Origin of the sequence: Paraburkholderia sp. SIMBA_053 (assembly GCF_046534895.1) — a bacterium.
Classification (GTDB): domain Bacteria; phylum Pseudomonadota; class Gammaproteobacteria; order Burkholderiales; family Burkholderiaceae; genus Paraburkholderia; species Paraburkholderia caledonica.
Window position 1 is genome coordinate 130,256 of record NZ_JAWRXU010000006.1, and the last position, 26,894, is coordinate 157,149.

Sequence of the window (26,894 nt, forward strand, 5' to 3'; positions counted from 1 at the left end):
CAAGCCCGCCTTGCCGAAACCCCTGTCAGGCGTATCGCAAGGGCTCTGCGGCCGGCATTCTTTCACCGCTTCTGAACGCGCTTCGCGCGCCTTGCTCATGCCGAACACTGCCCGCTCCGGCGCAATTCCTAACCGCGCGGTCGCCGACGCCGCCGAAGCATCCGACATCGACGACGAGACCGCCGAAACCACCGACGCAGCCGACGCCGGCGAGGAAAAGCTGCGCTCGGGCATCCAGTCGATCGAAGTCGGCTTCAGGCTGCTCGACGTGCTGACCCGCGAACCGCGCGCCATGATGCTGCGCGATCTCGCGCAGCGCGCCGGCATGAGCCCTGCGAAGGCGCACCGCTATCTGGTGAGCTTTCTACGTCTAGGCGTCGTCTCGCAAGACCCGCTCTCCGGTCGATATGAGCTGGGCGGCTTCGCGTTGCAACTCGGGCTCGCGCGGCTTGCCCGCGTCGACGGCGTGAAGCTCGCGCGGATCGCGCTCGCCGAACTGCGCGACCGGCTCGACCTGACTGTGGGCATCGCCGTGTGGGGCAATCAGGGGCCGACCATGGTTCACTGGATGGAATCGAGCCATCCGGCGAAGGCGTCGTTGAAACTCGGCGACGTGATGCCGCTCCTCAGTTCCGCCACGGGCCTGCTCTTCGCGGCCTATCTGCCCGCGGGCAAGACCGGCGCAATGCTGGAGCGCGAACTGGCCGACACCCGCCGCTCGTCGCATCTGGGCGTGCCGCGTACCCGCGAGGAAGTCGAAAGGGTGCTGGCGGACGTGCGCGAACATGAAGCGGCGCGCGTCGAAGGCATGTTGCTGCCGACCATTCACGCGTTCTGCATGCCGGTGTTCGACTCGACGGGCGAACTGGCGCTCGGCCTCGTCGCGCTCGGTCACGAAGGCGCGTTCGACATTGGCTGGGGCGGCGAAATCGACACGGCGCTGCGTGAATGTGCGCAAAAGCTGTCGTACGAGCTGGGGTATAGTCCGACGCCGCGTTAAGGCTCGCCGCCGCATCCATTCATTCGCACTTTGCGCCCGCACTGCACGCATTCAATCGCCGATGGCTCTACCTTCCACCGCACGCCAGTCCGATCTGACGCTCGCTGACGAGCCGCGTGTCCGTTGGCGTACGTGGCGCTGGATCGCGGTCCTGCTCGTGGTCGGCGTTCTCCACTGGATCGCCGCGCAATGGGTCGAGCGCCACCGCGCGACGCTGAATCCATCCGGTGACGAACATGTCCCAGTGCAGGTTGCGCTTCTTAAACCGGAACGTATCGAACGCAATCCGGCTGCCACGGCCCCGGCTGCGCCCACGCCCGAGCGAAAACGCAAGCCCGTCGCCGGCAAGCCGCGCGAGCATGTGTTGACCGCGTTGCGACCGGCCGAAAAGCCCACAGTCGACGCCGCTATCGCCGCATCGGACACCGCCGCCAGCGCGCCTGTCGCAAACGTGGCATCGGCGAGCGCCGCAAACGCCACGCCCGCAAGCGCGACGGCAAGCGCAGCGCCGGTCGCGCCAGCGCCGCCGGGCGTCAAGTTCTCGGTCCCGCCGTCCGGCGAACTCCAGTACGACACGTTTTACAACGGCGTGCGAAACCAGCCGGGCACGATCCATTGGACCAGCAGCGCGCAAAGTTACGAGATGGTGGTTTCGGTGCCCTTACCTTTTGTCGGCACCTTCGTGTATTCGAGCCATGGCCGTATTGATGCATTCGGCCTCGCTCCCGAGCAATACGTGGAAAAGCGCGGTCGCCGCGTGGAAGATGTTTCCATCTTCAACCGCGCCGACAAAAAGATCGCCTTCACGCGAACACCCTCCACACTGCCATTGCCCGACGGCGCGCAGGACCGCTTCAGCATGATCATGCAACTGGCGAGCCTGGTGCGCGGCGACCCCGATGCCTACAAGCCGGGCGTGACGCGCCAGTTCTTCGTGGTAGACAGCGATAGTGGTGAAAACTGGCCAGTCGAGACTATTGGCGACGAAACCATCCGCACCGCGCAGGGCTACCTGCAAACGCGCCATTTCAAGCGGCTGCCGCGCCGCCAGGGCGACCAGCGCCGCATCGACGTATGGCTCGCGCCTTCGCTCGGCTGGCTGCCCGCGCGACTCGTGCAGACGGAGCCGAACGGCACCCAGTTCGAACTGGTGTGGCGCGGCAAGATCAGTGTCGATAACAACGCGGGCTCGTCCGATATATCGCCGGGTGCCTCCCCTTCAGCCGCGCCGACAGCCGCCTCCGACGCAGCGCCAGCCGCGCCGCTGGCATCGCCGCCAGGCCCACCTGTCAATTCGACCGGTGCCGACGACACTTCCGGCAACATCAAGCCCTGATACAAAGCCCGCCGGCACCGGCGTCGATGCGGGCATGCACTCGAATAGTGCCTCGCACATACTCGCGAAACTTCCGTCTCGATGCCGACTCTGCATCATCTGATGCAACCGTTGGCGGGCCGCAGACGTATCTGCGTATATGCGCACACACGTCAGGCCTCGACCAATTCTTCCACTGCGATCCCCTTGAAGGAGCCCGCATGCAAGTGAACATCAACGGAATCGAGACGCGCTACGTGCTGAGCAATGAAGGCGGCGGCCCCTGGCTTACGTTCATTCATCAACTTGGCGGCGATCTGTCCGTGTGGGACCAGCTCGCAGGCTATTTTCGCGACGACTATACGGTTCTGCGCTACGACGTGCGGGGCCACGGCCAAACGGAATTGTCAAAAGAGCCGTTCTCGGTTGGCGATCTTGCCGGCGACCTTGCCGCGCTGCTGGATGCGCTGGGCGCCCCGAGCACGCACCTCGTAGGTATGTCGATGGGCGGCATGATCGCGCAGCAGTTCGCGCTTGACCACTCGTCCCGCGTGGACTCGCTCACCATTGCCGACAGCGTTGCCGCGAATCCGCCAGAGGCCCGCGCCACATGGGACCAACGCGCCGCCAGCGCCCGCCGGGATGGCATCGCGCCGCTTGCGGCCGCCACGCTTGAACGCTGGCTGACCGAGGATTTTCGGGTCGCGCATCCCGAAGCAGTGGAGCCGATCCACGAGGCGCTGACCCGCACGTTGCCAGAAGGCTACGCCATGGCGTGCGAAGCGCTGCGCGAGTTCGACGTACGCGGTAAGCTGGGAGCGATTCACTGTCCAACCCTGGTCGTGGCAGGGCGCCACGATACGGGCACGCGGCCTGCTGCTAGTCAGGAGATAGCAGATGCCATTGAAGGCGCTCACTTCGAATTGCTCGACGCCGCTCACCTTGCGCCAGTCGAGCAGTCTCAACGTTTTGCCGCACTGCTTGAAACGTTTCTTGAAAGGCCGGTCTAACCGGTAGGTTCGGAACTTTTACAAGCGTCAATCCGGACCCACCCCTTGAATTCCACACCATAAGCTCCACGTATGGCGCAGGAATGGCCAGGAGCCAACGGAAATAAGGAGTGTCGCCATGCAAATGATCTACAACAGCCCTAACTATTGTGTCGTCGAATTTCCGCCGCAAGAAGGCCCGCTGGCCATGAAATCGGGTGGCTACGAGATCGTCGACAAAAACATGCAGCGTGAAATTTACATTGACGGTGCAATGGCGGCGCGGTTTCGCGAGAACGTGCAAAAGCTGATCGAAGAAGAACCGTCGCTAGACGAAGTCGACGAATTCCTCGGCCAGTTCGACAGCCTGATGCATCAACCGGTAATTCTCCACTGACCTCAAGGTCTCGCCGACGTTCTCGGCGGCAGGACCGTTTGTATAGTTTTCACGTATTTGGCGACATATATCGACCACGCCGTCCGGCACCGCCGGCGGCCTTCACAAGATGGTCGGCAATGATGAAAGCGGTTCAGTGGGCTCAGCCTGCTGAACCGTTTTTCTTTTTGTGGTGTCCCTTCGCCGCGACGTGCTGCGCTCGGGTTGCGGTGTCGTTCAGTGGGATTCGCGCGCAGTCGTGCGTTGCGCGGTCTCTTAGGGCATTTGTCCCGACCTGAATTGCGCTTCCCGCGACATCCAGTCAGCGCCGCGCCGCCCGCGCCCGGCGAATTAGCCCGGCTACGGCTACAATGACTGGTTCCCGAAAAAGCCGGCGCAAGCCCTTGTCCGCCATGAACCAGCCTGCCCAAACTGCCAAGCCCGTCCGTCCCGAGCTCGCCTATACCCGCGGCACGGCGCTGCCCGCGCTGCTCAAGTCGCGCATTCTGATTCTGGACGGCGCAATGGGCACGATGATCCAGCGCTACAAGCTCGACGAAGCGCGCTATCGCGGCGAGCGTTTCAAGGACTACGGGCGCGACATCAAAGGCAACAACGAACTGCTGTCCATCACGCAGCCGCAGATCATCAGTGAGATTCACGAGCAGTATCTGGCTGCGGGCGCCGACATCATCGAGACGAACACGTTCGGCGCGACCACGGTCGCGCAGGCGGACTACGGCATGGAAGCACTTGCAGTCGAAATGAACCTGCAGTCGGCAAAGCTCGCGCGCGCCGCATGCGACAAGTATTCGACGCCCGACAAGCCGCGCTTCGTAGCAGGTGCGATCGGACCGACGCCGAAGACCGCGAGCATTTCGCCCGACGTGAACGATCCCGGCGCACGCAACGTCACGTTCGACGAACTGCGCGCGGCCTATTACGACCAGGCAAAGGCGCTGCTTGAAGGCGGCGCGGACCTGTTTCTCGTCGAAACGATCTTCGACACGCTCAATGCGAAGGCCGCGCTTTTCGCGCTCGACGAACTGTTCGAAAACACCGGCGAACGTTTGCCGATCATGATCTCCGGCACGGTCACCGACGCCTCGGGGCGCATTCTCTCGGGCCAGACCGTCGAGGCATTCTGGAACTCGCTGCGGCATGCAAAGCCGCTCACGTTCGGTTTGAACTGCGCGCTGGGCGCGGCGTTAATGCGCCCTTACATCGCCGAACTTGCGAAGCTCTGCGACACGTATGTGTCGTGCTATCCGAACGCGGGTTTGCCGAATCCAATGAGCGATACGGGCTTCGACGAATTGCCGGCCGACACGTCCGGACTGCTCAAGGAATTCGCCGAAGCGGGTCTCGTGAACATCGCGGGCGGCTGCTGCGGTACGACGCCGGAGCACATCGCGGCGATAGCCAAGGCGCTCGCCGAAGTGAAGCCGCGCAAATGGCCGACGCAGTATCGCGACGCCGCTTGAGCGGCGTCCAGGCAGACGCAACGCAGACGCACCGCAGACGCAACCGAGCCGCACCTAACGCACGCAATCGACTCGCATATACGCCATGACAGATCACACCATGCGCCTTGCCGGCCTAGAGCCGTTCAACGTCACGTCCGGGACGCTTTTCATCAACGTTGGTGAACGAACCAACGTGACAGGATCGAAGGCGTTCGCACGAATGATCCTGAACGACCAGTTCGACGAAGCCATTGCCGTCGCGCGCCAGCAGGTGGAAAACGGCGCGCAGGTGATCGACGTGAACATGGACGAGGCGATGCTCGACTCCAAAGCGGCGATGGTCCGCTTCATGAATCTGATCGCGTCGGAGCCGGACATCGCGCGCGTGCCGATCATGATCGACTCGTCGAAGTGGGAAGTGATCGAAGCGGGCCTGAAGTGCGTGCAAGGCAAGGCGATCGTCAACTCCATCTCGCTCAAGGAAGGCGAAGAAGCGTTCCGCCATCACGCGAACCTGATTCGCCGCTACGGCGCGGCCGCCGTCGTCATGGCTTTCGACGAGCAGGGCCAGGCCGACACGTTCGAGCGCAAGACGCAGATTTGCAAGCGCTCGTACGACTTCCTCGTGAACGAAGTGGGCTTTCCGCCGGAAGACATTATCTTCGACCCGAACATCTTTGCGATTGCCACCGGTATCGAAGAACACAACAACTACGCGGTCGATTTCATCAACGCGACGCGCTGGATCAAGGAAAACCTGCCGTACGCGAAGGTGAGCGGCGGCGTGTCGAACGTGTCGTTCTCGTTTCGCGGCAACGATCCGGTGCGCGAGGCGATTCACACCGTGTTCCTGTATCACGCAATTCAGGCCGGCATGGACATGGGCATCGTCAACGCGGGGCAGCTCGGCGTGTATGCCGACCTCGATCCGGAACTGCGCGAACGCGTCGAAGACGTGGTCCTGAACCGTCGCCCGGACGGCACCGACCGCCTGCTCGAAATCGCCGACAAATTCAAGACCGGCGCGGCGAAGAAAGAAGAGAACCTGGAGTGGCGTAACCAGCCCGTCGAGAAGCGCCTGTCGCATGCGCTCGTGCATGGCATTACGAACTTCATCGTCGAAGATACCGAGGAAGTGCGCGCGAAGATCGCGGCTGCAGGCGGCCGTCCGATCAACGTGATCGAAGGCCCGCTGATGGACGGCATGAACATCGTCGGCGACCTGTTCGGTCAGGGCAAGATGTTCCTGCCGCAGGTCGTGAAGTCGGCCCGCGTAATGAAGCAGGCGGTTGCGCACCTGATCCCGTTCATCGAAGAAGAAAAGAAGCAACTTGCGGCTGCGGGCGGCGACGTGCGCGCGAAGGGCAAGATCGTCATTGCGACCGTTAAGGGCGACGTGCACGACATCGGCAAGAACATCGTGTCGGTGGTGCTTCAGTGCAATAACTTTGAAGTGGTCAACATGGGCGTGATGGTTCCGTGCAACGACATTCTCGCGAAGGCGAAGGTCGAAGGCGCGGACATCATCGGACTCTCCGGGCTGATCACGCCGAGTCTCGAGGAAATGGCCTACGTCGCGTCGGAAATGCAGCGCGACGACTACTTCCGCGTGAAGAAGATTCCGCTGCTGATCGGCGGCGCGACCACCTCGCGCGTTCACACCGCAGTGAAGATCGCGCCGCATTACGAAGGCCCCGTGGTGTATGTGCCGGACGCGTCGCGTTCGGTGTCCGTCGCGTCGAGTCTGCTGTCTGACGAAGGCGCGACAAAGTATCTCGACGAATTGAAGTCCGACTACGAGCGCATTCGCAATCAGCACGCGAACAAAAAGGCGCTGCCGATGGTCTCGCTCTCCGAAGCCCGCGCGAACAAAACGCCGATCGACTGGAAAGGCTATGAGCCGGTCAAGCCGAAGTTCATCGGCAGGCGCGTGTTCAAGAACTTCGATCTGAACGAACTGGCCAACTACATCGACTGGGGGCCGTTCTTCCAGACCTGGGACCTCGCCGGTCCTTATCCGGCAATTCTGAACGACGAGATCGTCGGCGAATCGGCGCGGCGCGTGTTTTCCGACGGCAAGTCGATGCTCGCGCGCCTGATCCAGGGTCGCTGGCTGCAGGCAAACGGCGTGATCGCGCTGCTGCCCGCCAACACGGTCAACGACGACGACATCGAAATCTACACGGACGAATCGCGCACCGAAGTCGCGCTCACCTGGCGCAACCTGCGGCAGCAAAGCGTGCGGCCGGTGGTAGACGGCGTGATGCGCCCGAACCGCTCGCTAGCCGACTTCATTGCGCCGAAAGACTCGGGCGTGGCGGACTACATCGGCATGTTCGCGGTCACGGCGGGTCTCGGCGTCGACGTGAAGGAAAAGCAGTTCGAAAAGGATCACGACGACTACAGCGCAATCATGCTGAAGGCGCTTGCCGACCGTTTCGCCGAAGCCTTTGCCGAAGCGCTGCATGCGCGGGTGCGGCGCGACCTGTGGGGTTACGCCAACACCGAAAACCTGTCCAGCGACGACCTGATCGCGGAAAAGTATCGCGGCATTCGCCCCGCGCCCGGCTATCCGGCGTGCCCGGACCATCTGGTGAAGCGTGACATGTTCGAGGTGCTGCAAGCGGGCGACATCGGCATGAGCGTGACCGAATCGCTTGCCATGCTGCCGGCGGCCAGCGTCTCCGGCTTCTATCTCGCGCATCCGGACAGCACGTATTTCTCGGTGGGCAAGATCGGCCAGGACCAGCTGGAAGATTACGCACAGCGAATGTCTCTTTCGAAGGCGGATGCCGAGCGGGCGTTGGCGCCGTTGCTCTAAGCCGGTAAGAGCCGATCTGCCGGCGTGGCGGGAAACCCACTATATCCGGCGAGAAAGACTGAATATTTGCGGCAACGTAATTTTCGGCTTTGTAGACTGAGGCGGCTTGACCCGCCAGACGCGGCTAAAACGCGTCGGCTTAACTAATTGCAACCGTCGACGGAGAAAATCCTATGAAGAAGCTGGTGCTGTTATTGACTGCTGTTTCGCTTGCCGCGGGCGCTTCGGCGGCGCTCGCGCAAACTGCCGCTCCCGGCGGTTCGAGCGCGGTCAGCTCGTACTCCCCGCCCACGGTCAAGCACGTCAAGAAACCGAAGAAGCAAAAAATGAAGAAAGGTGAGTCAGCTCCCGCAGCCGCTCCGGCAGCCGCCAGTCAGTAAGCAGGCTGCACGGCCATAGCGCTTTCGGCCTCGCAACGAAAAAGAGCCCGCGTCGAGCGGGCTCTTTTTTCATTCAGACATGAGGCGCGGGCCGCCGGGCATCAGGTCTACGGCAAATACAGCACGCGCATATCCCTCGCGAGCCGATCGCAGTGGCGTGGCTCGCTCGCGAGAATCACAGTCCCCAGACAATGTCTGCGTTCTCTTTTTGCGCGGCGCGCAACATGTCGAGGAACGGGTAAGCGCGCTGTGCGAGTCCAGGCGGAATCTCGTGATGCTCGTGGCCCTCTTCGCCTTCGTGGAAATGGCCGTCGTGCTCGGCGCGTTCCTGCTTGTCGAAGGTGATGGCCGCTTCGAGTTTGGTGATAGCGTCTGCGAGTTCGTCGTGAGTAATGACGCCTCGTTCACCCAGACGTTTGCCGACAATGCCGACCAGATGCTGTGCCAGATTATTGAGCATGATCACGTCTGGGCAAGCGCGACATTTGAAAGTAATCAGCATGACTGTTCCCTTTTTCGTTATGTTCGATTGACGCGCGAGCGGCGCTCAATGCAGCCGTCAGCGCGCGCTCCGTTAGCTCGCCAAAGAGACGCGGCGGCATCGGCCCTTGCTGGGCATCTGATTGAACATATTAGCACCTGCTAAAATCCGTCTGGACGGAAAAGCGCGCCTCGCGGCGCCGCGCGCACAGGTGCAAGCGGCGCAGCCAGCCCGGCCGGTTCGCGCCTGCACGCCGCGGCGCCCATGCCGTTGCAGGGCGCCGCGCAACGCGCTTATTGTGTTGCAGGCTGCGTGCCCGATGGCGCGTCCGTCATGCCGACGCGTTGACGAGCGAACCGCCGCTTTCCACGCTTCTGACGAATCGGCCGTGCCTGCCGCGCGGCCGGCGCCTCTTCCGCATCACCGGATTGCCTCACTGGACTCGCAACAAGCATGCTGCCCGCACATAAACATACTCTCGAAACACTGCTCGCCGACACGGTGAAGCAGGTAGCTCTTGCCACGCAAGGTGCGGCCGAAGCCGCGTTCGTGTCGCCCACCATCGCGCTGGAGCGACCCAAAGTCGCCGCCCACGGCGACGTCGCGTGCAATGTGGCGATGCAACTCGCCAAGCCGCTGCGCGCCAATCCGCGCCAGCTCGCGCAACAGATCGTCGACGCGCTGCTCGCGCAGCCGCAAGCGCACGGACTCATTGAAGCCGCCGAAGTCGCGGGTCCCGGCTTCATCAACCTGCGCCTCGCCGCCACAGCGAAGCAGGCCGTGATTGCCGCCGTGCTCGCCGAGAAAGAAACTTATGGTCGCTCGCAACGCGATGCCGGTAAGCATGTGCTCATCGAATTCGTGTCGGCGAACCCGACGGGACCGCTGCACGTCGGCCACGGCCGCCAGGCTGCGCTCGGCGACGCGCTGTCGAACGTGCTCGCATCGCAAGGCTGGGACGTGCATCGCGAGTTCTACTACAACGACGCCGGCGTGCAGATCGCAACGCTCGCGCTATCCACCCAGGCGCGCGCACGCGGTCTCGCTCCGGGCGACGAAGGCTGGCCGGCTTCGGCGTACAACGGCGAGTACATTGCCGACATCGCGAAAGACTATATGAACGGCGTCACGGTGTCGGCGAGCGACGGTGAACCCGTCACCGGCGCGGGCGACGTCGAAAACCTCGACGCGATCCGCCGTTTCGCGGTCGCGTACCTGCGCCGCGAGCAGGACATGGACTTGCAGGCGTTCGGCGTGAAGTTCGACCAGTACTATCTGGAGTCGTCGCTTTATACCGAAGGCCGCGTGGAGAAGACCGTGCAGGCGCTGATCGCCGCGGGCAAGACCTACGAGCAGGAAGGCGCCCTCTGGCTGCGCACGACCGACGACGGCGACGACAAAGACCGGGTCATGCGCAAAACCGACGGCACGTACACGTACTTCGTGCCTGACGTCGCGTATCACGTCGCGAAGTGGGAACGCGGCTTCACGAAGGTCATCAACATTCAGGGCTCCGATCACCACGGCACGATCGCGCGTGTGCGCGCCGGCCTGCAAGGTCTCGGCATCGGCATTCCGAAAGGCTACCCGGACTACGTGCTGCACAAGATGGTCACGGTCATGCGCAACGGCGAAGAGGTGAAGATCTCGAAGCGCGCGGGCAGCTATGTGACGGTGCGCGATCTGATCGAATGGTCGGGCGGCGCGACGCCGGGGTCCGAAGCCGCTGTCGATCTGATCGACGAAGAAACGATTCGCCGTGGCCGCGACGCTGTTCGCTTCTTCCTGATTTCGCGCAAGGCGGATACCGAGTTCGTCTTCGACATCGACCTCGCGTTGAAACAAAATGACGAAAACCCCGTGCACTACGTGCAGTATGCACATGCCCGGATCTGCTCCGTGATAGCCGAATGCAAGGCCCGCTACAGCGGCGATCAAAGTACTGACGAAAGCGCGCTTGCCGGCGTCGACCTCGCGCCGCTCACGAGCGAACGCTCAATGGCTTTGCTGAACAAGCTCGCCGAGTTCCCGGACATGCTTCAACATGCCGCCGACGAACTCGCGCCGCACGCGGTCGCGTTCTATCTGCGCGACCTCGCCGGGGAATTCCACTCGTTCTACAATGACAGAGCCGAGCGCGTGCTGGTCGACGATGCCGCCGAACGCAATGCACGCGTCGCGCTGCTGGCGGCCACGCGTCAGGTGCTCGCCAACGGTCTTGCGATCATCGGCGTCTCCGCTCCAGTCAAGATGTAAGTCCTCCGGCGCAACATGTATGCGGCCGTCGTTATAATCGGCGGCCGTTCCAGGATTCTTTTTGCAGGTAATTCGTACGATGGCAAAACCACGCCGCACAACAAAGCAATCGAAGCAAACCGGGGGCACTTTTCTCGGCATCGTGCTGGGCCTGATCGTCGGCCTTGCGATCGCGGTAGTGGTGGCGCTTTATATCACCCGTGCGCCTACGCCGTTCGTCTCGAAGGTGGCGCCGCCTGCTGCATCCGATTCGAGCGCGAGCCAGGCGCAATACGATCCGAACCGTCCGCTGCAAGGCAAGACGCCGGGGCAGCCGGTGCCGCAAGCGGCACAACCCGCGCCGCCGAATACCGCGCCCGGCCAGACCAACTCGCAGACGCAGTCGGGCATGCTGGAACAGCCTCAGATCATCGAAGTGCCGCCGACCATCGGCAATAATCCGAACGCCAACGCGAACGGCACCGCGGTCGCTCCGAAGCCGGCTCAGGATAACGGCAGCAGCACCACCGCCGCCGCGCCCGCAAAGAAACCGCAAGCGACCAGCGCGCCGGCAGCCACGGCTGCGGGTTCGGCGCCGAAAAGCACGTCGTCGGCCACGGCCGCAAACGGCAAACCGGGTTCGGGCGCAGCCCCGGCGCCGGGCGACGCGAACACCGGCTACTTCCTGCAAGTGGGTGCGTACAAGACCGCTGCCGACGCCGAACAGCAACGCGCGCGTCTCGCGTTCCAGGGATTCGAGTCGAAGGTCACGCAGCGCGATGCGGGCGGTGTCACGTACTATCGCGTACGTATCGGACCGTTTTCGAAGTTCGAGGACATGAACGCGAACCGTCAGCGCCTGTCGGACGCGGGCGTGGACACAGCGGTCATCCGTTTCACCAAACAATAAACAGCGAGCGATCCGCCGGCTGCGCCGCCGCCGAACTATCGGTGTGCGGCGCCTGTCACAGGAATCGCAAGCAAGATAAGCATGATTGAGCACGACGGACGATAGAACCGTCGAACGCCGACTTTAAAAACGGTGACGGGCATTTGCGTGGCGCCACTGTTTTACGCCTACCTGGGTCAACAAAACATGAAAAAACTGCTGAGCATTCTGTTCCTCTCGCTGGGGCTCGTTGCAGCCACGGCGCACGCATCGCCGACGGCGCCGGTCGCGGGCAAGGACTACACGGTGTTGCCGAGCGCGCAGCCCACCGACGTGCCCGCCGGCAAGATCGAAGTCACCGAATTCTTCTGGTACGGCTGCCCGCACTGCAACGAATTCAACCCGTACCTTGAAGCATGGGTGAAGAAGCAAGGTGCCGACGTGGTGTTCAAGCGCGTGCCGGTTGCCTTCCGCGACGACTTCATTCCGCACTCCAAGATGTATCACGCGCTCGACGCACTCGGTCTCGCCACACAACTCACGCCGAAAGTCTTCAACGAAATCCACGTCAATAAAAACTATCTGCTGACGCCCGAAGATCAGGCCAAATTCCTCGCGAAGAACGGCGTTGATCCGAAGAAGTACATGGACGCGTACAACTCTTTCTCGACGCAAAGCGCGTTGCAGAAAGACAAGAAGCTGCTTGAGGACTACAAGATCGACGGCGTGCCGACTATCGCAGTCCAGGGCAAGTATGAAACCGGCCCGGCCGCCACCAATAGCCTGCCTGGCACCGTGCAGGTGCTCGACTACCTGGTCCAGCAGGTTCGCGCAAAGAAGATGTAAAACCCGAGGCGCCGGAATGAGTTCACCGTTGAAAGTTTTCATTACCGGCGCGTCAAGTGGAATCGGCCTCGCGCTCGCCGCCGAATATGCGCGGCGCGGCGCGATTCTCGGCCTCGTTGCCCGCCGCGGCGACGCCCTTGCTGCCTTCCAGCGGTCTCATCCGCAGAACCCCATTTCCATCTATTCCGTCGACGTCCGTGACGCCGAGGCGCTCGCCGATGCCGCCGCGCAATTCATCGCGCAGCACGGCGTGCCGGACATCGTGATCGCCAATGCAGGCGTGAGCCGCGGCGCGGTCACCGGACAAGGCGATCTGCGCACGTTCCGCGAAGTGATGGACGTCAACTACTTCGGCGTAGTTGCCACCTTCGAGCCGTTCGCCGCGCCCATGATCGCGGCCAGGCGCGGAACGCTGGTCGGCATTGCCAGCGTAGCAGGCGTGCGCGGCTTGCCCGGCTCGGGTGCGTACAGCGCGTCGAAAACCGCGGCGGCGAAGTATCTCGAAGCATTGCGCGTCGAGATGCGTCCGCTCGGCGTCGGCGTGGTCACGATCGCGCCCGGCTATGTCCGCACGCCGATGACCGCGCACAATCCGTACAGCATGCCCTTCCTGATGGACGCCGATCGTTTTGCCGCCAAGGCCGCGCGTGCGATCGAGCGTCGCACGGCTTACGCTGTGTTCCCCTGGCAGATGCGCGTGGTGGCAATGCTGCTGCACATAGCGCCACGCTGGCTTTATGACCGCGTGTTCGAACGCGCGCCGCGCAAGCCGCGCGCCGTCGCCGAGTAAATCATGTCACTGCGTGCGGTCGATGCAACCGGCGTCGCGCACGAGAAAGCGGGTGCCGGCGCGCGCATCGTCTCGCTGGTGCCGAGCCTCACCGAATTGCTGTTTGCTCTCGGCCTCGAACGGGAGATCGTCGGGCGCACCGGCTTTTGCGTGCATCCGCGCGACAAGGTCCGCAACGTGCCCAAGGTCGGCGGCACGAAAGCGGTGAATATCGAAACGATTCGCGCGCTGCAACCTACGCATCTGATCGTCAATATCGACGAGAACGAGCGCGACACCGTCGAACAGTTGCGCGCGTTCGTGCCGCACGTCGTCGTCACGCATCCGCAGACACCGCACGACAACCTTTCGCTCTACGCGCTGCTGGGCGCAATTTTCGATCGCGATAAAGAAGCGCAGCGTCTCGCCGCAATGCTTGAAGCGCGTCTGCACGAGGCCGCCTCACGCGCGTTTGCTGCGCAGAACGTGCTGTATCTGATCTGGCGCGAACCGTGGATGACCGTCGCGCGCGACACTTACATTTCCGCGATGCTGCGCCTCGTGAACTGGCACACGCTGCCCGACGTGCAAGGCGGAGCCGCGGGCGCGGCCCGCTATCCGGCGTTCGATTTCGACCGCTCGCCGTGGCTTGCCGGCGTCGACCGTATTCTGCTTTCAAGCGAGCCATATCGCTTCACGGAAGCGCATTGCGATGCGCTCAAAAGCGATCCGCGTATGGCCGGCAAGCGCATTGAGTTGATCGATGGCGAGATGGTGTCGTGGTACGGCGTGCGCGCTATCGACGGTATCGCTTATCTAGTGAAGCAGGCCTGGTCCGCATGAGCGCGCGGCGCGACTCCATATGAATATGCGGATTATGTTGTTGTCGTCGCAACGGCCCTTCGATAAGCTTTCGCGAAGGCCGGCGCGCGCCTGGTCCGTCAGTCGATCACCTGGTTGATCCCGACTGATGCCGGTCATGCGCGAGCGCTGGAAACGTATCAAAATGAAGTCGACGGCCACGCCGCCGTCGCCCGTCAACGGAACATAACCAGAAACCAGACGCACTGCCTGACTGCGCTTGTTATCGGAGATCTTATGCGCTTCAAACTGCTCGCAGCCGCCGTACTGTTCACAGCGCCCGCGCTCGTGCTCGCCAAACCGCTGACCGTCTGCACCGAGTCGAGCCCCGACGGCTTCGATGTCGTGCAGTTCAACTCGCTCGTCACGACGAATGCGTCGGCTGACGTGATTTTCAATTCGCTGGTCTCATACGACGAAGCCGCAAAGAAAGTGGTGCCGTCGCTGGCCGACAAATGGGACGTGAGCGCGGACGGCCTCACCTACACGTTCCACCTGCGCCCGAACGTGCAGTTTCAGACCACCGACTACTTCAAGCCGAGCCGGCCGCTGAACGCCGACGACGTCGTCTTCACGTTCGACCGCATGCTGAACGACAGTAACCCGTGGCACAAGGTGGCGGGCGCGAGCGGCTTCCCGCATGCGCAGTCGATGGGATTGCCGAAGCTCATCAAGTCGATCAGCAAGGTCGACGACAACACCGTCAAGTTCGAACTGAACGCACCGGACGCGACCTTCGTGTCGATCCTCACCATGGGCTTCGCTTCGATCTATTCCGCCGAGTACGCGGATCAGTTGCTCAAGGCCGGCAAGCAGGTCGATCTGAACTCGAAGCCTATCGGCACGGGTCCGTTCGAACTGAAGAGCTACACGAAAGACGCGGTGATCCGTTATGACGTGAATCCGTCCTACTGGGGCGCGAAACCGAAGATCGACCGTCTGATCTACGCAATTACGCCAGACGCCACAGTGCGCGCGCAGAAGGTGAAGGCGGGCGAATGCCAGATTGCGTTGTCGCCGAAGCCGCAGGATCTCGCCGACGCAAAGGGCGACAAGTCGCTCGCCATTGTGCAAACGCCTGCATTCATGACCGCGTTCGTCGCGTTGAACACGCAGAAAAAGCCGCTCGACAATCAGAAAGTGCGTGCCGCTTTGAACATGGCGTTCGACCGCACCACGTATCTGAAGACCGTCTTCGACAACACTGCGACGCCGGCGGTCAATCCGTATCCGCCGAATACGTGGAGCTATGACAAGGCAGTAAAGGCGTGGCCGTACGATCCCGCGAAGGCCAAAAAGCTGCTCGCAGACGCGGGCTATCCGAACGGTTTCGAAACGACGATCTGGGTGCGCCCGAACGGCAGCGTGCTGAATCCGAACCCGAAGGCCGGCGCCGAACTGCTTCAGGCGGACTTCGCCAAGATCGGCGTGAAGGCGGACGTGAAAGTGATCGAATGGGGCGAACTGATCAAGCAGGCCAAGCAGGGCCAGCATGATTCGCTATTCATGGGCTGGGCCGGCGACAACGGCGACCCGGACAATTATCTGTCGCCGCTCTTTAGCTGCAACGCGGTGAAGTCGGGCATCAACTTCGCGCGCTTCTGCAATGAGGATCTCGACAAGCTCATCGCCGACGGCAAGTCCACGCCCGATCAGGCCAAACGCGCGAAAGCGTATCAGGCCGCGCAGCAGATCATCCACGATCAGGCGCTGTGGATTCCGCTCGGCTATCCGACTGCCGCGGCTATCACGCGAACCAACGTGAGCGGTTATCACGTGAGTCCGTTTGGACGACAGAACTTTGGAACAGTGGCCGTGCAGTAGTCACTCGCTGCGCTCTGAAACGCAAAAAAGCCCGGGTGCGAAAGCACCGGGCTTTTTTGTCGGCGTCTCAAACTTGGCGAACCATTACGCCGAAAAGCGCATCACTCCATCCGCATCCAGCCTGCGCTTTAGCGCGCCCGCCAGCCACAGCAGATGCAAGTGCGCGAGCGCCTCGCCCATCGCGAACGTCAACTGGTGGATATCGAGCTCGCGCTTGAACATTAGCGGAACGATATCTGCCGCGCTTTGCGGCTTTTGCGCACACGCCTCGCGGACTTCGGCGAGACGCGCATCGTGATGTTCGCGCAGCTGCCTCACGCGCGTACGCACGCCGCGAAACGGCTTGCCATGCGACGGCAGCGCGAGCGTGTCTTCGGGCATTGCTTCGTAGCGCGCAAGCGATTCCAGATACAGCGCGAGCGGCGAGCCCTCCGGCTCCATCGCGAAGACCGACACATTCGTCGATATGCGCGGCAAAACCATGTCGCCGGAGATCAGCACGCCGATCTCCTCGCAATGCAACGCGCAGTGCTCCGGCGAGTGACCGAAGCCCGTCACCACGCGCCACGTCTTGCCACCGATCCTGACGGCATCCGCTTCGCGCAAGCGCCGGTATTGGTCGGGGACTTCAGGCACCAGGTTCGCGTAATAGCTCTGGCGGCTGCGTAGCTTGTCGAGCGACGCCTCGTCGGTCACGCCATGCAGCGCGAAGTGGCGCGCAGCGCCCTCGCCGCCCGCGTTCGAGCCGTCGCCCGCCGCCATCACGCGAGCCTGCATGTATTCGCCGAGCGTCATCCATAGCCGGGCATCCCAGCGCTTCTTGTCACCGCCGCTGCAAATCCAGTGCGCGAGACCGACGTGGTCCGGATGGCAATGCGTGACGATCACGCGCAGCACCGGCAAACCGCCGAGCACGGACTCGAACACCGTCTCCCAGTTTTCCTTGATCGCGTCGGACGCGATTCCGCAGTCGACCACCGTCCATCCGTCCTGACCGTCGATCTGATCGCGCAGCAGCCAGAGATTGATATGGTCGAGCGCAAACGGCAGCGGCATGCGTAGCCAGAAGACGCCGGGCACGACTTCCTGCGCGTGGCCGGGTTCGGGCAATGTGTCTTTGAACGGATAGTCGAGTTGATGTTCGAGCGCATTCATTTCGGATGTCTTCCTCCACGCGTTCCGCGTACTTGCCGCAGGTTGCATTCAACCCAAGTTGACGATAACGTAAACGTCGATTCTATCGTTCAATCCGATTTTTTGCCCGGTTACTGAATGTCCCGATGAACACGCAATACACGATCACCGAGCTCGCGCGGGAGTTCGACGTCACACCGCGCGCGATCCGCTTCTACGAAGATCAGGGTTTACTCTCACCGAGCCGCGAAGGTTCGAGCGGCTTGCGGCGCGTCTATTCGGGCCGCGACCGCACGCGGCTCAAGCTCACGTTGCGCGGCAAACGACTCGGTTTCACGCTCTCCGAGATTCGCGATCTGCTGGACGTCTATGAATCGCCAACTGACACGGTGCCGCAACTGCAAGCGTTTCTCGCCACGGTCGCGCGTCATCGCGACGTGCTGGAGCGCCAACTGGAAGACCTGAACGCGACGCTCGAAGACCTCGCGCAATATGAAGCTCAGGCGCGGGCGCTGCTCGAGAACGGCACGCACAAGGCACGTGAAGCCAAACCCGCGTAAGCAGGCGGAGAACCGCCGCCCAGCAGTTTTTTTGCCGCAAGTTGAGCCGTGTAACGACGCGGAACAGGAGCATTGAGCGGAGTTAGTCGGAAAGGTCGGCGAGTGCCCTGCAACGCTCAGGTGGCGGCGGGTCATCAACCGGTTGGCGCAATGCGTCGAAGGCGCACTCGAACGATACAATCACGGGTGTCTTCACGACATGAGACGAATGCACGGTCGACATGAATCACTTCCCCAAACTGTTGTCGTCGCAAATCGGCTTTGACGTCGCGGAAACGCTGCTCGAAGGATTCAACCGGCACTACCGGATCTTTCGCGACGCGGCGATCCACGCCAAGGCGCTGTTCGAAAGCGGCGACTGGCACGGGCTGCAAAAGCTGGCCCGCGAGCGCATTACTTCATACGACGATCGCGTAGAAGAATGTGTCGCGCTGCTCGAAGACGAGTACGACGCGGAGAATATCGACAGCGAAGTGTGGCAGCAGATCAAGCTGCACTACATTGGGTTGCTGACCACGCATCGTCAGCCTGAATGCGCGGAGACGTTTTTCAATTCTGTCTGCTGCAAAATCCTGCATCGCTCGTATTTCAACAACGACTTCATCTTCGTGCGCCCGGCGATCTCGACCGAATACATCGAGAACGACGAACCCGCGGCAAAGCCTACCTACCGTGCGTACTATCCCGGCAAGGACGGCCTCGCCGCCACGCTCGAGCGCATCGTCACGAACTTCCAGCTGGAGCCGCCGTTCGAAGATCTGACGCGCGACGTCGGCTGCGTGATGCAGACCATTCACGACTCGTTCGGTACATTCGACGAAGCGCCGAACTTCCAGATTCATGTGCTTTCGTCGCTGTTCTTCCGAAACAAGTCGGCGTATATCGTCGGCAGAATTATCAACGGCGATATGCTGCTGCCGTTCGCGGTGCCGCTGCGCCACGTGCAGCCGGGCTTGCTGGCGCTGGATACCGTGCTGCTCAAGCGCGAACAGTTGCTGATCATTTTCAGCTTCTCGCACTCGTACTTCCTGGTCGATATGGAAGTGCCGTCCGCTTATGTGGAATTCCTCGGCACTATCATGCCGGGCAAACCGAAGGCCGAGATCTACACGTCAGTCGGCTTGCAGAAGCAGGGTAAGAATCTGTTCTACCGCGACTTGCTGCATCACCTGTCGCATTCGAGCGATCAGTTCATCATCGCGCCGGGCATCAAGGGACTCGTGATGCTGGTGTTCACGCTGCCCTCGTTTCCGTATGTGTTCAAACTGATCAAGGACAACTTTCCGCCGCCGAAAGAAACTACGCGCGCGAAGATCCAGGAGAAGTATCAGCTGGTGAAACGGCACGACCGCCTGGGCCGCATGGCGGACACGCTCGAATATTCGAGCGTTGCGCTGCCCCTTTCGCGACTCGACGAAGCGCTCCTGCGCGAACTGGAAAAGGAAGTGCCGTCGCTGCTCGAATACGACGGCGACAATCTCGTAATTCGCCATATGTACATCGAACGTCGCATGGTGCCGCTCAATCTGTTCCTGCAAAACGGCAGCGACAACGACGTCGATCACGGCATCAAGGAATATGGCAACGCGGTGAAAGAACTGATGCAGGCGAACATTTTCCCCGGTGACATGCTGTACAAGAACTTCGGCGTAACGCGCCACGGCCGTGTCGTGTTTTACGACTACGACGAGATCGAATATCTGACCGATTGCAACGTGCGCGCGGTGCCCGCGCCGCGTAACGAGGAAGACGAAATGTCGGGCGAGCCGTGGTACTCGGTCGGCCCGCACGACATTTTCCCGGAGACGTATGGCACTTTCCTGCTCGGCGACCCACGCGTGCGCCGCTCGTTCCTGCAGCATCACGCCGACTTCTTCGATCCCGCGCTGTGGCAAACGCATAAGGACCATCTACTGAAGGGCGAATTGCCCGATTTTTTCCCGTACGACAGCAACGTGCGCTTCTGCATCCGCTACCCGGAACGCTTTGCCGATACCGCATCCGACGCACCGAATGCTCAGGACGCCGCGCAAGCGCCAGAGAACGAGCGCAGCGTAAGAGTCGCATAGCGGCTCGCACGCCGCATGAATGACGCTCGTACGACACCGAATCTAACGTAACGACCCGGCCGCTCAAACGGTCGAATAACCGCCAAGACGCTTTATGAACATTAACGCTTCCAACCCCGCTCACCCGCTCGCTCATCTGTTCGACAACAACGACGCGTGGGTTGCCCGCAAACTGTCCGAAGATCCCGAGTACTTCTCGCGCCTTGCGCATCAGCAGACACCCGAGTATCTGTGGATCGGCTGCTCCGATTCGCGCGTGCCGGCCAACCAGATCATCGGCTTGCCGCCGGGCGAAGTGTTCGTACATAGAAACATCGCAAACGTAGTGGTGCACACCGATCTGAACTGTTTGTCGGTGATCCAGTTCGCGGTGGATCTGCTGAAGGTCAAGCACATCATGGTGGTCGGCCACTATGGCTGTTCGGGCGTGGGCGCGGCATTGCACGGCCGCCGCGTGGGTCTCGCGGATAACTGGCTGCATCACGTGCAGGACGTGCGGACGAAGCATGCCGCGCTGCTCGACGAATGGCCGCTCGGCGAGGCGCGTCACCGGCGTCTCGTCGAACTGAACGCTTTGGAACAAGTGGTGAACGTGTGCCGCACGACCATCATCAACGATGCATGGGCGCGCGGCCAGGAACTGACCGTGCACGGTTGGGCGTACGGCGTGCACGACGGCAAGGTGCGCGACCTCGGCATGACGATCAACAACGCGGCCGCGCTCGATGAAACTTACCAGCGTTGCGTCGCCGCCGTGTCGGCAAGCCGCGCGCATCAGGCGGACAACGACGTGGTCGCCGCCGATGCGGCCCAGCTTGGCGACGTGCCGGCTATCGTCGAAGGTGTGATCAAGGAGCTAAAACATGAGTGAGACAAACATGAACGGCACAACGGCTGATCCAGTTGTAATCGTGAGCGCGGCGCGCACGCCGATGGCCGCGTTCCAAGGCGATTTCGCGTCGCTGACTGCGCCGCAACTCGGCTCGGTGGCGATCGAAGCCGCGGTTCAACGCGCGGGCCTCAAGCCCGAGCAGATCGACGAGGTAGTGATGGGCTGCGTGCTGCCGGCCGGCCTCGGCCAGGCGCCCGCACGCCAGGCCGCGCTCGGCGCCGGCTTGCCGCTTGCAACCGGCAGCACCACGGTCAACAAGATGTGCGGCTCCGGCATGCGCGCGGCGATGTTCGCGCACGACATGCTGGCCGCCGGCTCGGTGGACGTGATCGTCGCGGGCGGCATGGAGAGCATGACGAACGCGCCGTACCTGTTGCCGAAGGCGCGCGGCGGCATGCGCATGGGTCACGGCCAGGTGATCGACCATATGTTCTACGACGGCCTCGAAGACGCGTACGAAAAAGGCCGCCTGATGGGCACGTTCGCGGAAGAATGCGCGGCCTCGTTCGACTTCACGCGCGACGCGCAGGACGCATTCGCCGTGGAATCGCTGAACCGCGCGAAGCGCGCGAACGAAGATGGTTCGTTCGCGTGGGAAATCGCGCCGGTGAAGGTTGAGAGCCGCAAAGGCGAAGTCACCATCGACCGTGACGAACAGCCGTTCAAGGCGAACCTCGAAAAGATCCCGACGCTCAAGCCCGCATTCAGCAAAACCGGCACGGTGACGGCAGCGAACTCGTCGTCGATTTCGGACGGCGCCGCGGCTCTCGTGATGATGCGCGAATCGACGGCCAAGCGTCTCGGCGTCACGCCGATTGCGCGCGTGGTCGGCCACTCCACTTTCGCGCAGGAGCCGGCGAAATTCACCACTGCGCCGGTCGGCGCGATTCGCAAGCTGTTCGAGAAGAACGGCTGGCGCGCCGACGAAGTCGATCTGTACGAAGTCAACGAAGCGTTCGCCGTGGTGACCATGGCGGCGATGAAAGAGCACAAGCTGCCGCACGACAAGGTCAATGTGCACGGCGGCGCATGCGCGCTCGGCCATCCGATCGGCGCATCGGGCGCACGCATTCTCGTCACGCTGATCGGCGCGCTGAAACAGCGCGGCGGCAAGCGCGGCGTCGCGACGCTGTGCATCGGCGGCGGCGAAGCGACTGCAATGGGTATCGAACTGGTTTGACGCGTAGTACGCACGTTCAAGCGTGTCACTTGGTCTGAGGTGAATCATGAAGACAGTGTTGATCGTCGGTGCATCGCGCGGCATCGGCCAGGAGTTTGTCCGGCAGTACAAACATAGTGGCTGGCGGGTGCTCGCCACCGCGCGCGACGGCGCCGCGCTCGACATCCTCACTCAGCTTGGCGCGCAAACCTATTCCGTCGACGTGACCGAGCCGGAGGATATCGCCGCGCTCGGCTGGAAGCTCGATGGCGAGCATGTGGACCTTGCCATCGTCGTGTCGGGCGTGTACGGCCCGCGCACCGAAGGCATCGAAACCATCACCGCCGAAGACTTCGACCATGTCATGCACACCAACGTGCGCGGCCCGATGCAACTGATGCCGATCCTGCTGCCGCTCGTCGAAGAATCAGGCGGCGTGCTCGCGGTGATTTCGAGCAAGATGGGCAGCATCGGTGAAACGAGCGGCACGAGCGGCTGGCTGTATCGCGTGAGCAAGGCGGCGTTGAACGACGCGCTGAAACTCGCGTCGCTCGACGCGCAGCGCGCCACGTGTGTGTCATTGCATCCCGGCTGGGTGCAAACCGACATGGGCGGCGCGCAGGCGGCGATCGACCCCGCGCGCAGCGTCGCCGGCATGCGCGAGGTGCTCAAGCAGGCCGCCGCGTCCCGCGAAGCGTTCAATGGCCGCTTCTATCAATACGACGGCACGCCGCTGGAATGGTGAGGAGACACGCTCATGGTGCTTGATCAGGACCACCTGATGGTCCGCGACGCGCTGCGCACATTCGTGCGTGAAGCAGTCACGCCGTACGCGGCGACGTGGGATCGCGAGCGCACGTTCCCGAAGGACGTTCACCGTCAACTCGCGGAACTTGGCGCATACGGCGTGCTGGTGCCCGAAACCTACGGCGGCGCCGGCATGGACGCGCTCGCACTCGCGCTGATTCTCGAAGAAATTGCCGCGGGCGACGGCGGGACATCCACGGCGATCTCCGTGAACAATTGCCCCGTATGCAGCATCCTGCTGACTTACGGCAATGACGCGCAAAAGCGTGACTGGCTCACGCCGCTCGCGCGCGGCGAAATGCTCGGTGCGTTCTGTCTGACCGAACCGCAAGCCGGCTCCGACGCATCGGCGCTGCGCACCACCGCCACACGCGATAAAGACGGCGACGCGTACGTGCTGAATGGCGTCAAGCAGTTCATCACGAGCGGCAAGAACGGTAACGTCGCGATCGTGATGGCCGTCACCGACAAGGCGGCGGGCAAGCGCGGCATCAGCGCGTTTATCGTGCCGACTGACAGCAAGGGTTACGTGGTCGCGCGAGTCGAAGACAAGCTCGGCCAGCATTCGTCGGACACTGCGCAGATCATCTTCGAAGACTGCCGCGTGCCGACCGCGAATCTGATCGGCGCGGAAGGCGAGGGTTATCGCATCGCGCTGTCGGGGCTCGAAGGCGGGCGCATCGGCATCGCTGCGCAAAGCGTCGGCATGGCTCGCGCCGCGTACGAGGCCGCGCTGACCTATGCAAGAGAGCGTGAGAGCTTCGGTCAGCCGCTTTTTTCGCACCAGGCGGTGCAATTCCGCCTCGCCGACATGGCGACGCAACTGGAAGCCGCGCGTCAGCTGATCTGGCACGCGGCGTCGCTGAAGGACGCCGGTCAGCCGTGTCTCACGGAAGCCGCCATGGCGAAACTGTTTGCGTCGGAAGCTGCCGAGCGGATTTGTTCGGCGGCGCTGCAGATCCACGGCGGCTACGGGTATCTCAGCGACTTTCCGGTCGAGCGGATTTATCGCGACGTCCGCGTGTGCCAGATCTACGAAGGCACGAGCGACATTCAGAAAATATTGATCGCGCGCGGTCTCGGCTAGGGTTCGATGAGTTTGATGTCTTCGATGAGTTCGAAAAACAGTGACAAGTCGTCCGCGCAGCGGCCTGCCGACTGCCCATGCGGCGGCGCGGTCCCGGGCCAGGCGAGCGCAGCAAAAGCGCCGCGCTTCGAGCAGTGCTGCGGCCGTTACATCGACGGCGGCGAGGTCGCGCCGCGCGCACTGGAACTGATGCGCTCGCGTTACAGCGCCTATGTTGTCGGCGCAACGAACTATTTGCGCGCGACCTGGGCGCCGCAAACCTGCCCTGCCGATCTGGACGCCGACGTGTCGGCGCCCGACGCTCCTCGCTGGCTCGGACTGCAAATCAAGACGTTCGCGGAGATCGATCCGCGTCACGCGACGGTCGAGTTCGTCGCCAGATACAAGGTTGCGGGCCGCGCGCACAGGCTGCACGAGCTGAGCCGCTTCATTTGCAACGACGAAGGACGCTGGCTCTACGTCGACGGCGATGTAAGCGAGTAGCTTTCAGCGCCTTTCTATTATCTGGCCGCGCGGCTGCGGATTATGCGGCGCCATCGCATATGGCCCCATAGAAGCGCCGTTTTCTTCCGTTGGCTCGGCGCCACAGGCCGCGCCTTACCTTTGCTCACCTGGCTCGCTGCGGTGCCGCGCAACGGCTTGCCAGCGCCTGCTCAAGGACCCTCAAGGACCCGCCTGCCCGCGCCCCCAGCGCGCCCCGCGCCGAATCCACCCGGGCCAAACAAGCCCTCGCGCGATGCAGCAATTTTTTCGTCGCGGGTTCTCCTTGATTGCACAAAACAAAATTGTCGTGCCAGGATGAGGTCGTTGCTTCGTGACGCCGCGATGCGAGGACCAGTTGGTAAGGGTTCCGCAAGCCGCGCCGGCGCTCGGCCGATAACCAGATAGAAACGGTTACGGCCGCGGCGCCCGGCGGCAGACGTGGCGTTCATCATCGGCGCGTGGGGTCGCGTCGGCCGTTGGGTTTATCCCGTGCGATCTCGATTGACGTGCGTGCGCTTCGCGCAATGCGTACGTGAGCATCTTTTTGTTTGTCGCAAACGTGCACGAAAGGCGAATGTCGGCCGCGTGTTTCGATGAACGGACATGAGATGTCCAGGCAGTCTTTTCAGGCAGGTGCGTGAATGGTGTTGAGCAAGGTCCTTACGAAGTGTGCGGTGATTTGTGCAGCGGCCACGTGCGCTGTCGCAGTCGCGCAGGCGAATCCGCTCGCGGACGCCCAGCCCGGACCCCTCGCCCGCGCGCAGGTGCCGCGCATCGCGCTCCAGGACGACGTTTATCTGCCCACCGCGCGCCTGAACCAACAGATTATCCGCATACCCGTCGATGCCGACGGTGACATCACGCTTCAGACAACGGTCTACAAGCCGGACGGCGCAGGCCCGTTCCCGATGATCGTCTTCAATCACGGCAAGATTCCCGGCGATCCGCGTATGCAGGAGCGCAGCGACCCGCTGCCGCTCGCGCGCGAATTCGTGCGCCGTGGCTATGTGGTCGTAGCACCGAACCGCCAGGGTTTTGGCCAGTCGGGCGGCGTCTATCATCAGGACGGTTGCGACGTCGAACGCAACGGCATGTCGCAGGCCGGCGACGTTGCGGCCGCCGTCGACTACATGTCGAAGCAGCCCTACGTCGACGCGTCACACATCGTGGTGGCCGGCACGTCACACGGCGGTCTCGCGACATTGGCCTACGGCACCGAGGCCGCACCGGGCGTGCGCGCGCTGATCAACTTTTCGGGCGGCTTGCGGCAGGACGCGTGCGGCGACTGGCAGGGCAACCTGACGCGCGCATTCGGCGCGTATGGCGACAAAACGAAAGTGCCGTCGCTGTGGATGTACGGCGACAACGACTCAGTGTGGAATGCGCCACTCGTGGCCGGAATGTACTCGGCGTACGTAGCGCACGGCGCAAGCGCAAAGATGGTCGACTACGGCAGCTACAAGAACGACGCACACCGGCTCGTCGGCGACCGCGATGGTGTACATGTGTGGTGGCCGGCCGTCGAGGCCTTCCTCGCCCGCGTCGGCATGCCTACGGGCGTGCAGTACCGGGTATCGGATCCTTCGGCGCCCAAAGCAAGCGGCTTTGCTTCAGTCGATGCCGTAGACGCGGTGCCCTATGTCGACGAAGCTGGACGCAACGGCTATCGCAACTTCTTGCATCAGTATCCGAGCCGCGCATTTGCGGTGTCCGACACGGGCGCATGGTCGTGGGCCGAGGGCGGTGACGATCCGATGTCGGTCGCGATTGCTAATTGCCAGAAACAGAGTTCCGCGCCGTGCCGGTTGTATGCCGTCGATAGTTCTGTCGTCTGGGGCGATCAAGGTTCGCGGACGGCGGATAGTGGTGCTACCGGCGGGTCAGGATCTTCTGCCGACGAAGCGCGGCGGGCTATTGCCAGTCGCGAGTGATGTTGCGATTGGGTTCTGGTTCAAATGCGCAGCGGTTTAGGGCATAGGTAGGGTATCGGTTTTTAGATACCGCCAATCTTCACTAGCCGTCTGCCTGTTCTTTGCTGCCCCTCCATTGAATTTCTTAGAGGCCCGCTTTGTGGGCCTTTCTTGCATTCCTCTATGCTGCCAACCCGGCGAAGTGGCTGCACTTTCCATCGCGCAGATCGAACTTCCAGGCTGAGGTGCCATCACCTTTCGATGACCTAAAAGGAGTTGCGTCCGCTGCTCGGGTGCAAGCCTACTTAATGATCTTGCTGTTCGGTGAAACACGCTGATCGTTGCAAAGGCGTTCACAACCTCCGGCGCATATCGGGACCAATGTCACGGCGATCTGATTCAGCGTCTTGTTTCCCGCTTGATCAACGTCAGGATGCTTAATGATTCTCTTATCCACCCAAATGTTGCTTTCCCTAACTCCAAGTTGAATTAGATAAGCCCGCAACGCCGACGCCCTCCGATCTGCGACCGTACTTGGGTC

At 62.3% G+C, this 26,894-nt stretch carries 23 protein-coding genes; 21 read left to right on the forward strand and 2 right to left on the reverse strand.

Features of this window, described 5'->3' with window-relative positions:
- Positions 1-97: 97 nt before the first annotated feature.
- From SB753_RS20085 to SB753_RS20115, 7 genes are all read left to right on the forward strand, one after another.
- Entirely contained in the window at positions 98-1,000 is a 903-nt protein-coding gene (locus SB753_RS20085; RefSeq protein WP_310356533.1) for an IclR family transcriptional regulator, read from the forward strand.
- Between the two features lie 61 nt (positions 1,001-1,061).
- Positions 1,062-2,336 carry a DUF3108 domain-containing protein gene (locus SB753_RS20090; RefSeq protein WP_410801480.1) on the forward strand — a complete coding sequence of 425 codons (1,275 nt, stop codon included), beginning with the start codon at positions 1,062-1,064 and terminating at the stop codon, positions 2,334-2,336.
- Positions 2,337-2,536: 200 nt separating this feature from the next.
- Positions 2,537-3,325 carry an alpha/beta fold hydrolase gene (locus tag SB753_RS20095; RefSeq protein WP_410801482.1) on the forward strand — a complete coding sequence of 263 codons (789 nt, stop codon included), beginning with the start codon at positions 2,537-2,539 and terminating at the stop codon, positions 3,323-3,325.
- 118 nt (positions 3,326-3,443) lie between these two features.
- Complete coding sequence (locus SB753_RS20100; RefSeq protein ID WP_013337859.1) at positions 3,444-3,701, forward strand: DUF3567 domain-containing protein; 258 nt, start codon at positions 3,444-3,446, stop codon at positions 3,699-3,701.
- Positions 3,702-4,093: 392 nt separating this feature from the next.
- Positions 4,094-5,164, forward strand: coding sequence for a homocysteine S-methyltransferase family protein (locus SB753_RS20105; protein WP_410801484.1), 1,071 nt, complete (start codon positions 4,094-4,096; stop codon positions 5,162-5,164).
- Between the two features lie 76 nt (positions 5,165-5,240).
- Complete coding sequence (gene metH, locus SB753_RS20110; protein ID WP_410801648.1) at positions 5,241-7,967, forward strand: methionine synthase; 2,727 nt, start codon at positions 5,241-5,243, stop codon at positions 7,965-7,967.
- A gap of 173 nt (positions 7,968-8,140) precedes the next feature.
- Positions 8,141-8,347 carry a hypothetical protein gene (locus tag SB753_RS20115; RefSeq protein WP_020067112.1) on the forward strand — a complete coding sequence of 69 codons (207 nt, stop codon included), beginning with the start codon at positions 8,141-8,143 and terminating at the stop codon, positions 8,345-8,347.
- Positions 8,348-8,522: 175 nt separating this feature from the next.
- On the opposite strand, the gene SB753_RS20120 is transcribed toward SB753_RS20115, so the two are convergent.
- Positions 8,523-8,849: a DUF1840 domain-containing protein gene (locus tag SB753_RS20120; RefSeq protein ID WP_020067113.1), complete on the reverse strand. Its 327-nt coding sequence runs from the start codon at positions 8,847-8,849 to the stop codon at positions 8,523-8,525.
- 432 nt (positions 8,850-9,281) lie between these two features.
- Between SB753_RS20120 and argS the strand changes: the two genes are divergently transcribed.
- From argS to SB753_RS20150, 6 genes are all read left to right on the forward strand, one after another.
- A complete protein-coding gene (gene argS / locus SB753_RS20125; protein WP_410801486.1) occupies positions 9,282-11,084 on the forward strand; it encodes an arginine--tRNA ligase in 1,803 nt (600 codons plus the stop codon).
- 61 nt (positions 11,085-11,145) lie between these two features.
- The gene (locus SB753_RS20130; RefSeq protein WP_087751023.1) at positions 11,146-11,973 is read left to right on the forward strand and encodes an SPOR domain-containing protein; all 828 of its coding nucleotides are present in this window, start codon (positions 11,146-11,148) and stop codon (positions 11,971-11,973) included.
- A 186-nt stretch (positions 11,974-12,159) separates the two neighbouring features.
- The gene (locus SB753_RS20135; protein ID WP_020067117.1) at positions 12,160-12,798 is read left to right on the forward strand and encodes a thiol:disulfide interchange protein DsbA/DsbL; all 639 of its coding nucleotides are present in this window, start codon (positions 12,160-12,162) and stop codon (positions 12,796-12,798) included.
- Positions 12,799-12,814: 16 nt separating this feature from the next.
- A complete protein-coding gene (locus SB753_RS20140; RefSeq protein WP_310065880.1) occupies positions 12,815-13,588 on the forward strand; it encodes an SDR family oxidoreductase in 774 nt (257 codons plus the stop codon).
- Positions 13,589-13,591: 3 nt separating this feature from the next.
- Positions 13,592-14,410 (forward strand): cobalamin-binding protein, encoded by an 819-nt coding sequence (locus SB753_RS20145; RefSeq protein WP_410801488.1) that lies wholly within the window; start codon positions 13,592-13,594, stop codon positions 14,408-14,410.
- 255 nt (positions 14,411-14,665) lie between these two features.
- Positions 14,666-16,252 (forward strand): ABC transporter substrate-binding protein, encoded by a 1,587-nt coding sequence (locus tag SB753_RS20150; RefSeq protein ID WP_310356511.1) that lies wholly within the window; start codon positions 14,666-14,668, stop codon positions 16,250-16,252.
- A gap of 84 nt (positions 16,253-16,336) precedes the next feature.
- Here SB753_RS20150 and SB753_RS20155 read toward each other — a convergent pair whose 3' ends face one another.
- Entirely contained in the window at positions 16,337-17,407 is a 1,071-nt protein-coding gene (locus tag SB753_RS20155; RefSeq protein ID WP_310356508.1) for an MBL fold metallo-hydrolase, read from the reverse strand.
- 125 nt (positions 17,408-17,532) lie between these two features.
- Between SB753_RS20155 and SB753_RS20160 the strand changes: the two genes are divergently transcribed.
- The 8 genes from SB753_RS20160 (at position 17,533) to SB753_RS20195 (ending at position 26,374) form a co-directional block, all read left to right on the forward strand.
- A complete protein-coding gene (locus SB753_RS20160) occupies positions 17,533-17,946 on the forward strand; it encodes a MerR family transcriptional regulator (RefSeq protein WP_020067122.1) in 414 nt (137 codons plus the stop codon).
- 221 nt (positions 17,947-18,167) lie between these two features.
- Positions 18,168-20,015: a bifunctional isocitrate dehydrogenase kinase/phosphatase gene (gene aceK / locus SB753_RS20165; protein WP_410801490.1), complete on the forward strand. Its 1,848-nt coding sequence runs from the start codon at positions 18,168-18,170 to the stop codon at positions 20,013-20,015.
- A gap of 94 nt (positions 20,016-20,109) precedes the next feature.
- Positions 20,110-20,886: a carbonate dehydratase gene (gene can / locus SB753_RS20170; RefSeq protein WP_408170581.1), complete on the forward strand. Its 777-nt coding sequence runs from the start codon at positions 20,110-20,112 to the stop codon at positions 20,884-20,886.
- On the forward strand, positions 20,879-22,087 hold the full coding sequence (locus tag SB753_RS20175; protein WP_020067125.1) for an acetyl-CoA C-acetyltransferase: 1,209 nt from the start codon (positions 20,879-20,881) through the stop codon (positions 22,085-22,087). The genes can and SB753_RS20175 overlap by 8 nt, the downstream gene beginning before the upstream one ends.
- Positions 22,088-22,133: 46 nt before the next feature.
- On the forward strand, positions 22,134-22,811 hold the full coding sequence (locus SB753_RS20180) for an SDR family oxidoreductase (RefSeq protein WP_410801492.1): 678 nt from the start codon (positions 22,134-22,136) through the stop codon (positions 22,809-22,811).
- Between the two features lie 12 nt (positions 22,812-22,823).
- The gene (locus tag SB753_RS20185) at positions 22,824-23,960 is read left to right on the forward strand and encodes an acyl-CoA dehydrogenase family protein (RefSeq protein WP_410801494.1); all 1,137 of its coding nucleotides are present in this window, start codon (positions 22,824-22,826) and stop codon (positions 23,958-23,960) included.
- 15 nt (positions 23,961-23,975) lie between these two features.
- Positions 23,976-24,443, forward strand: a complete 468-nt coding sequence (locus SB753_RS20190) for a YchJ family protein (protein WP_410801650.1) — start codon at positions 23,976-23,978, stop codon at positions 24,441-24,443.
- A 641-nt stretch (positions 24,444-25,084) separates the two neighbouring features.
- Positions 25,085-26,374, forward strand: coding sequence for a dienelactone hydrolase family protein (locus tag SB753_RS20195; protein ID WP_087751676.1), 1,290 nt, complete (start codon positions 25,085-25,087; stop codon positions 26,372-26,374).
- Positions 26,375-26,894: the final 520 nt, after the last annotated feature.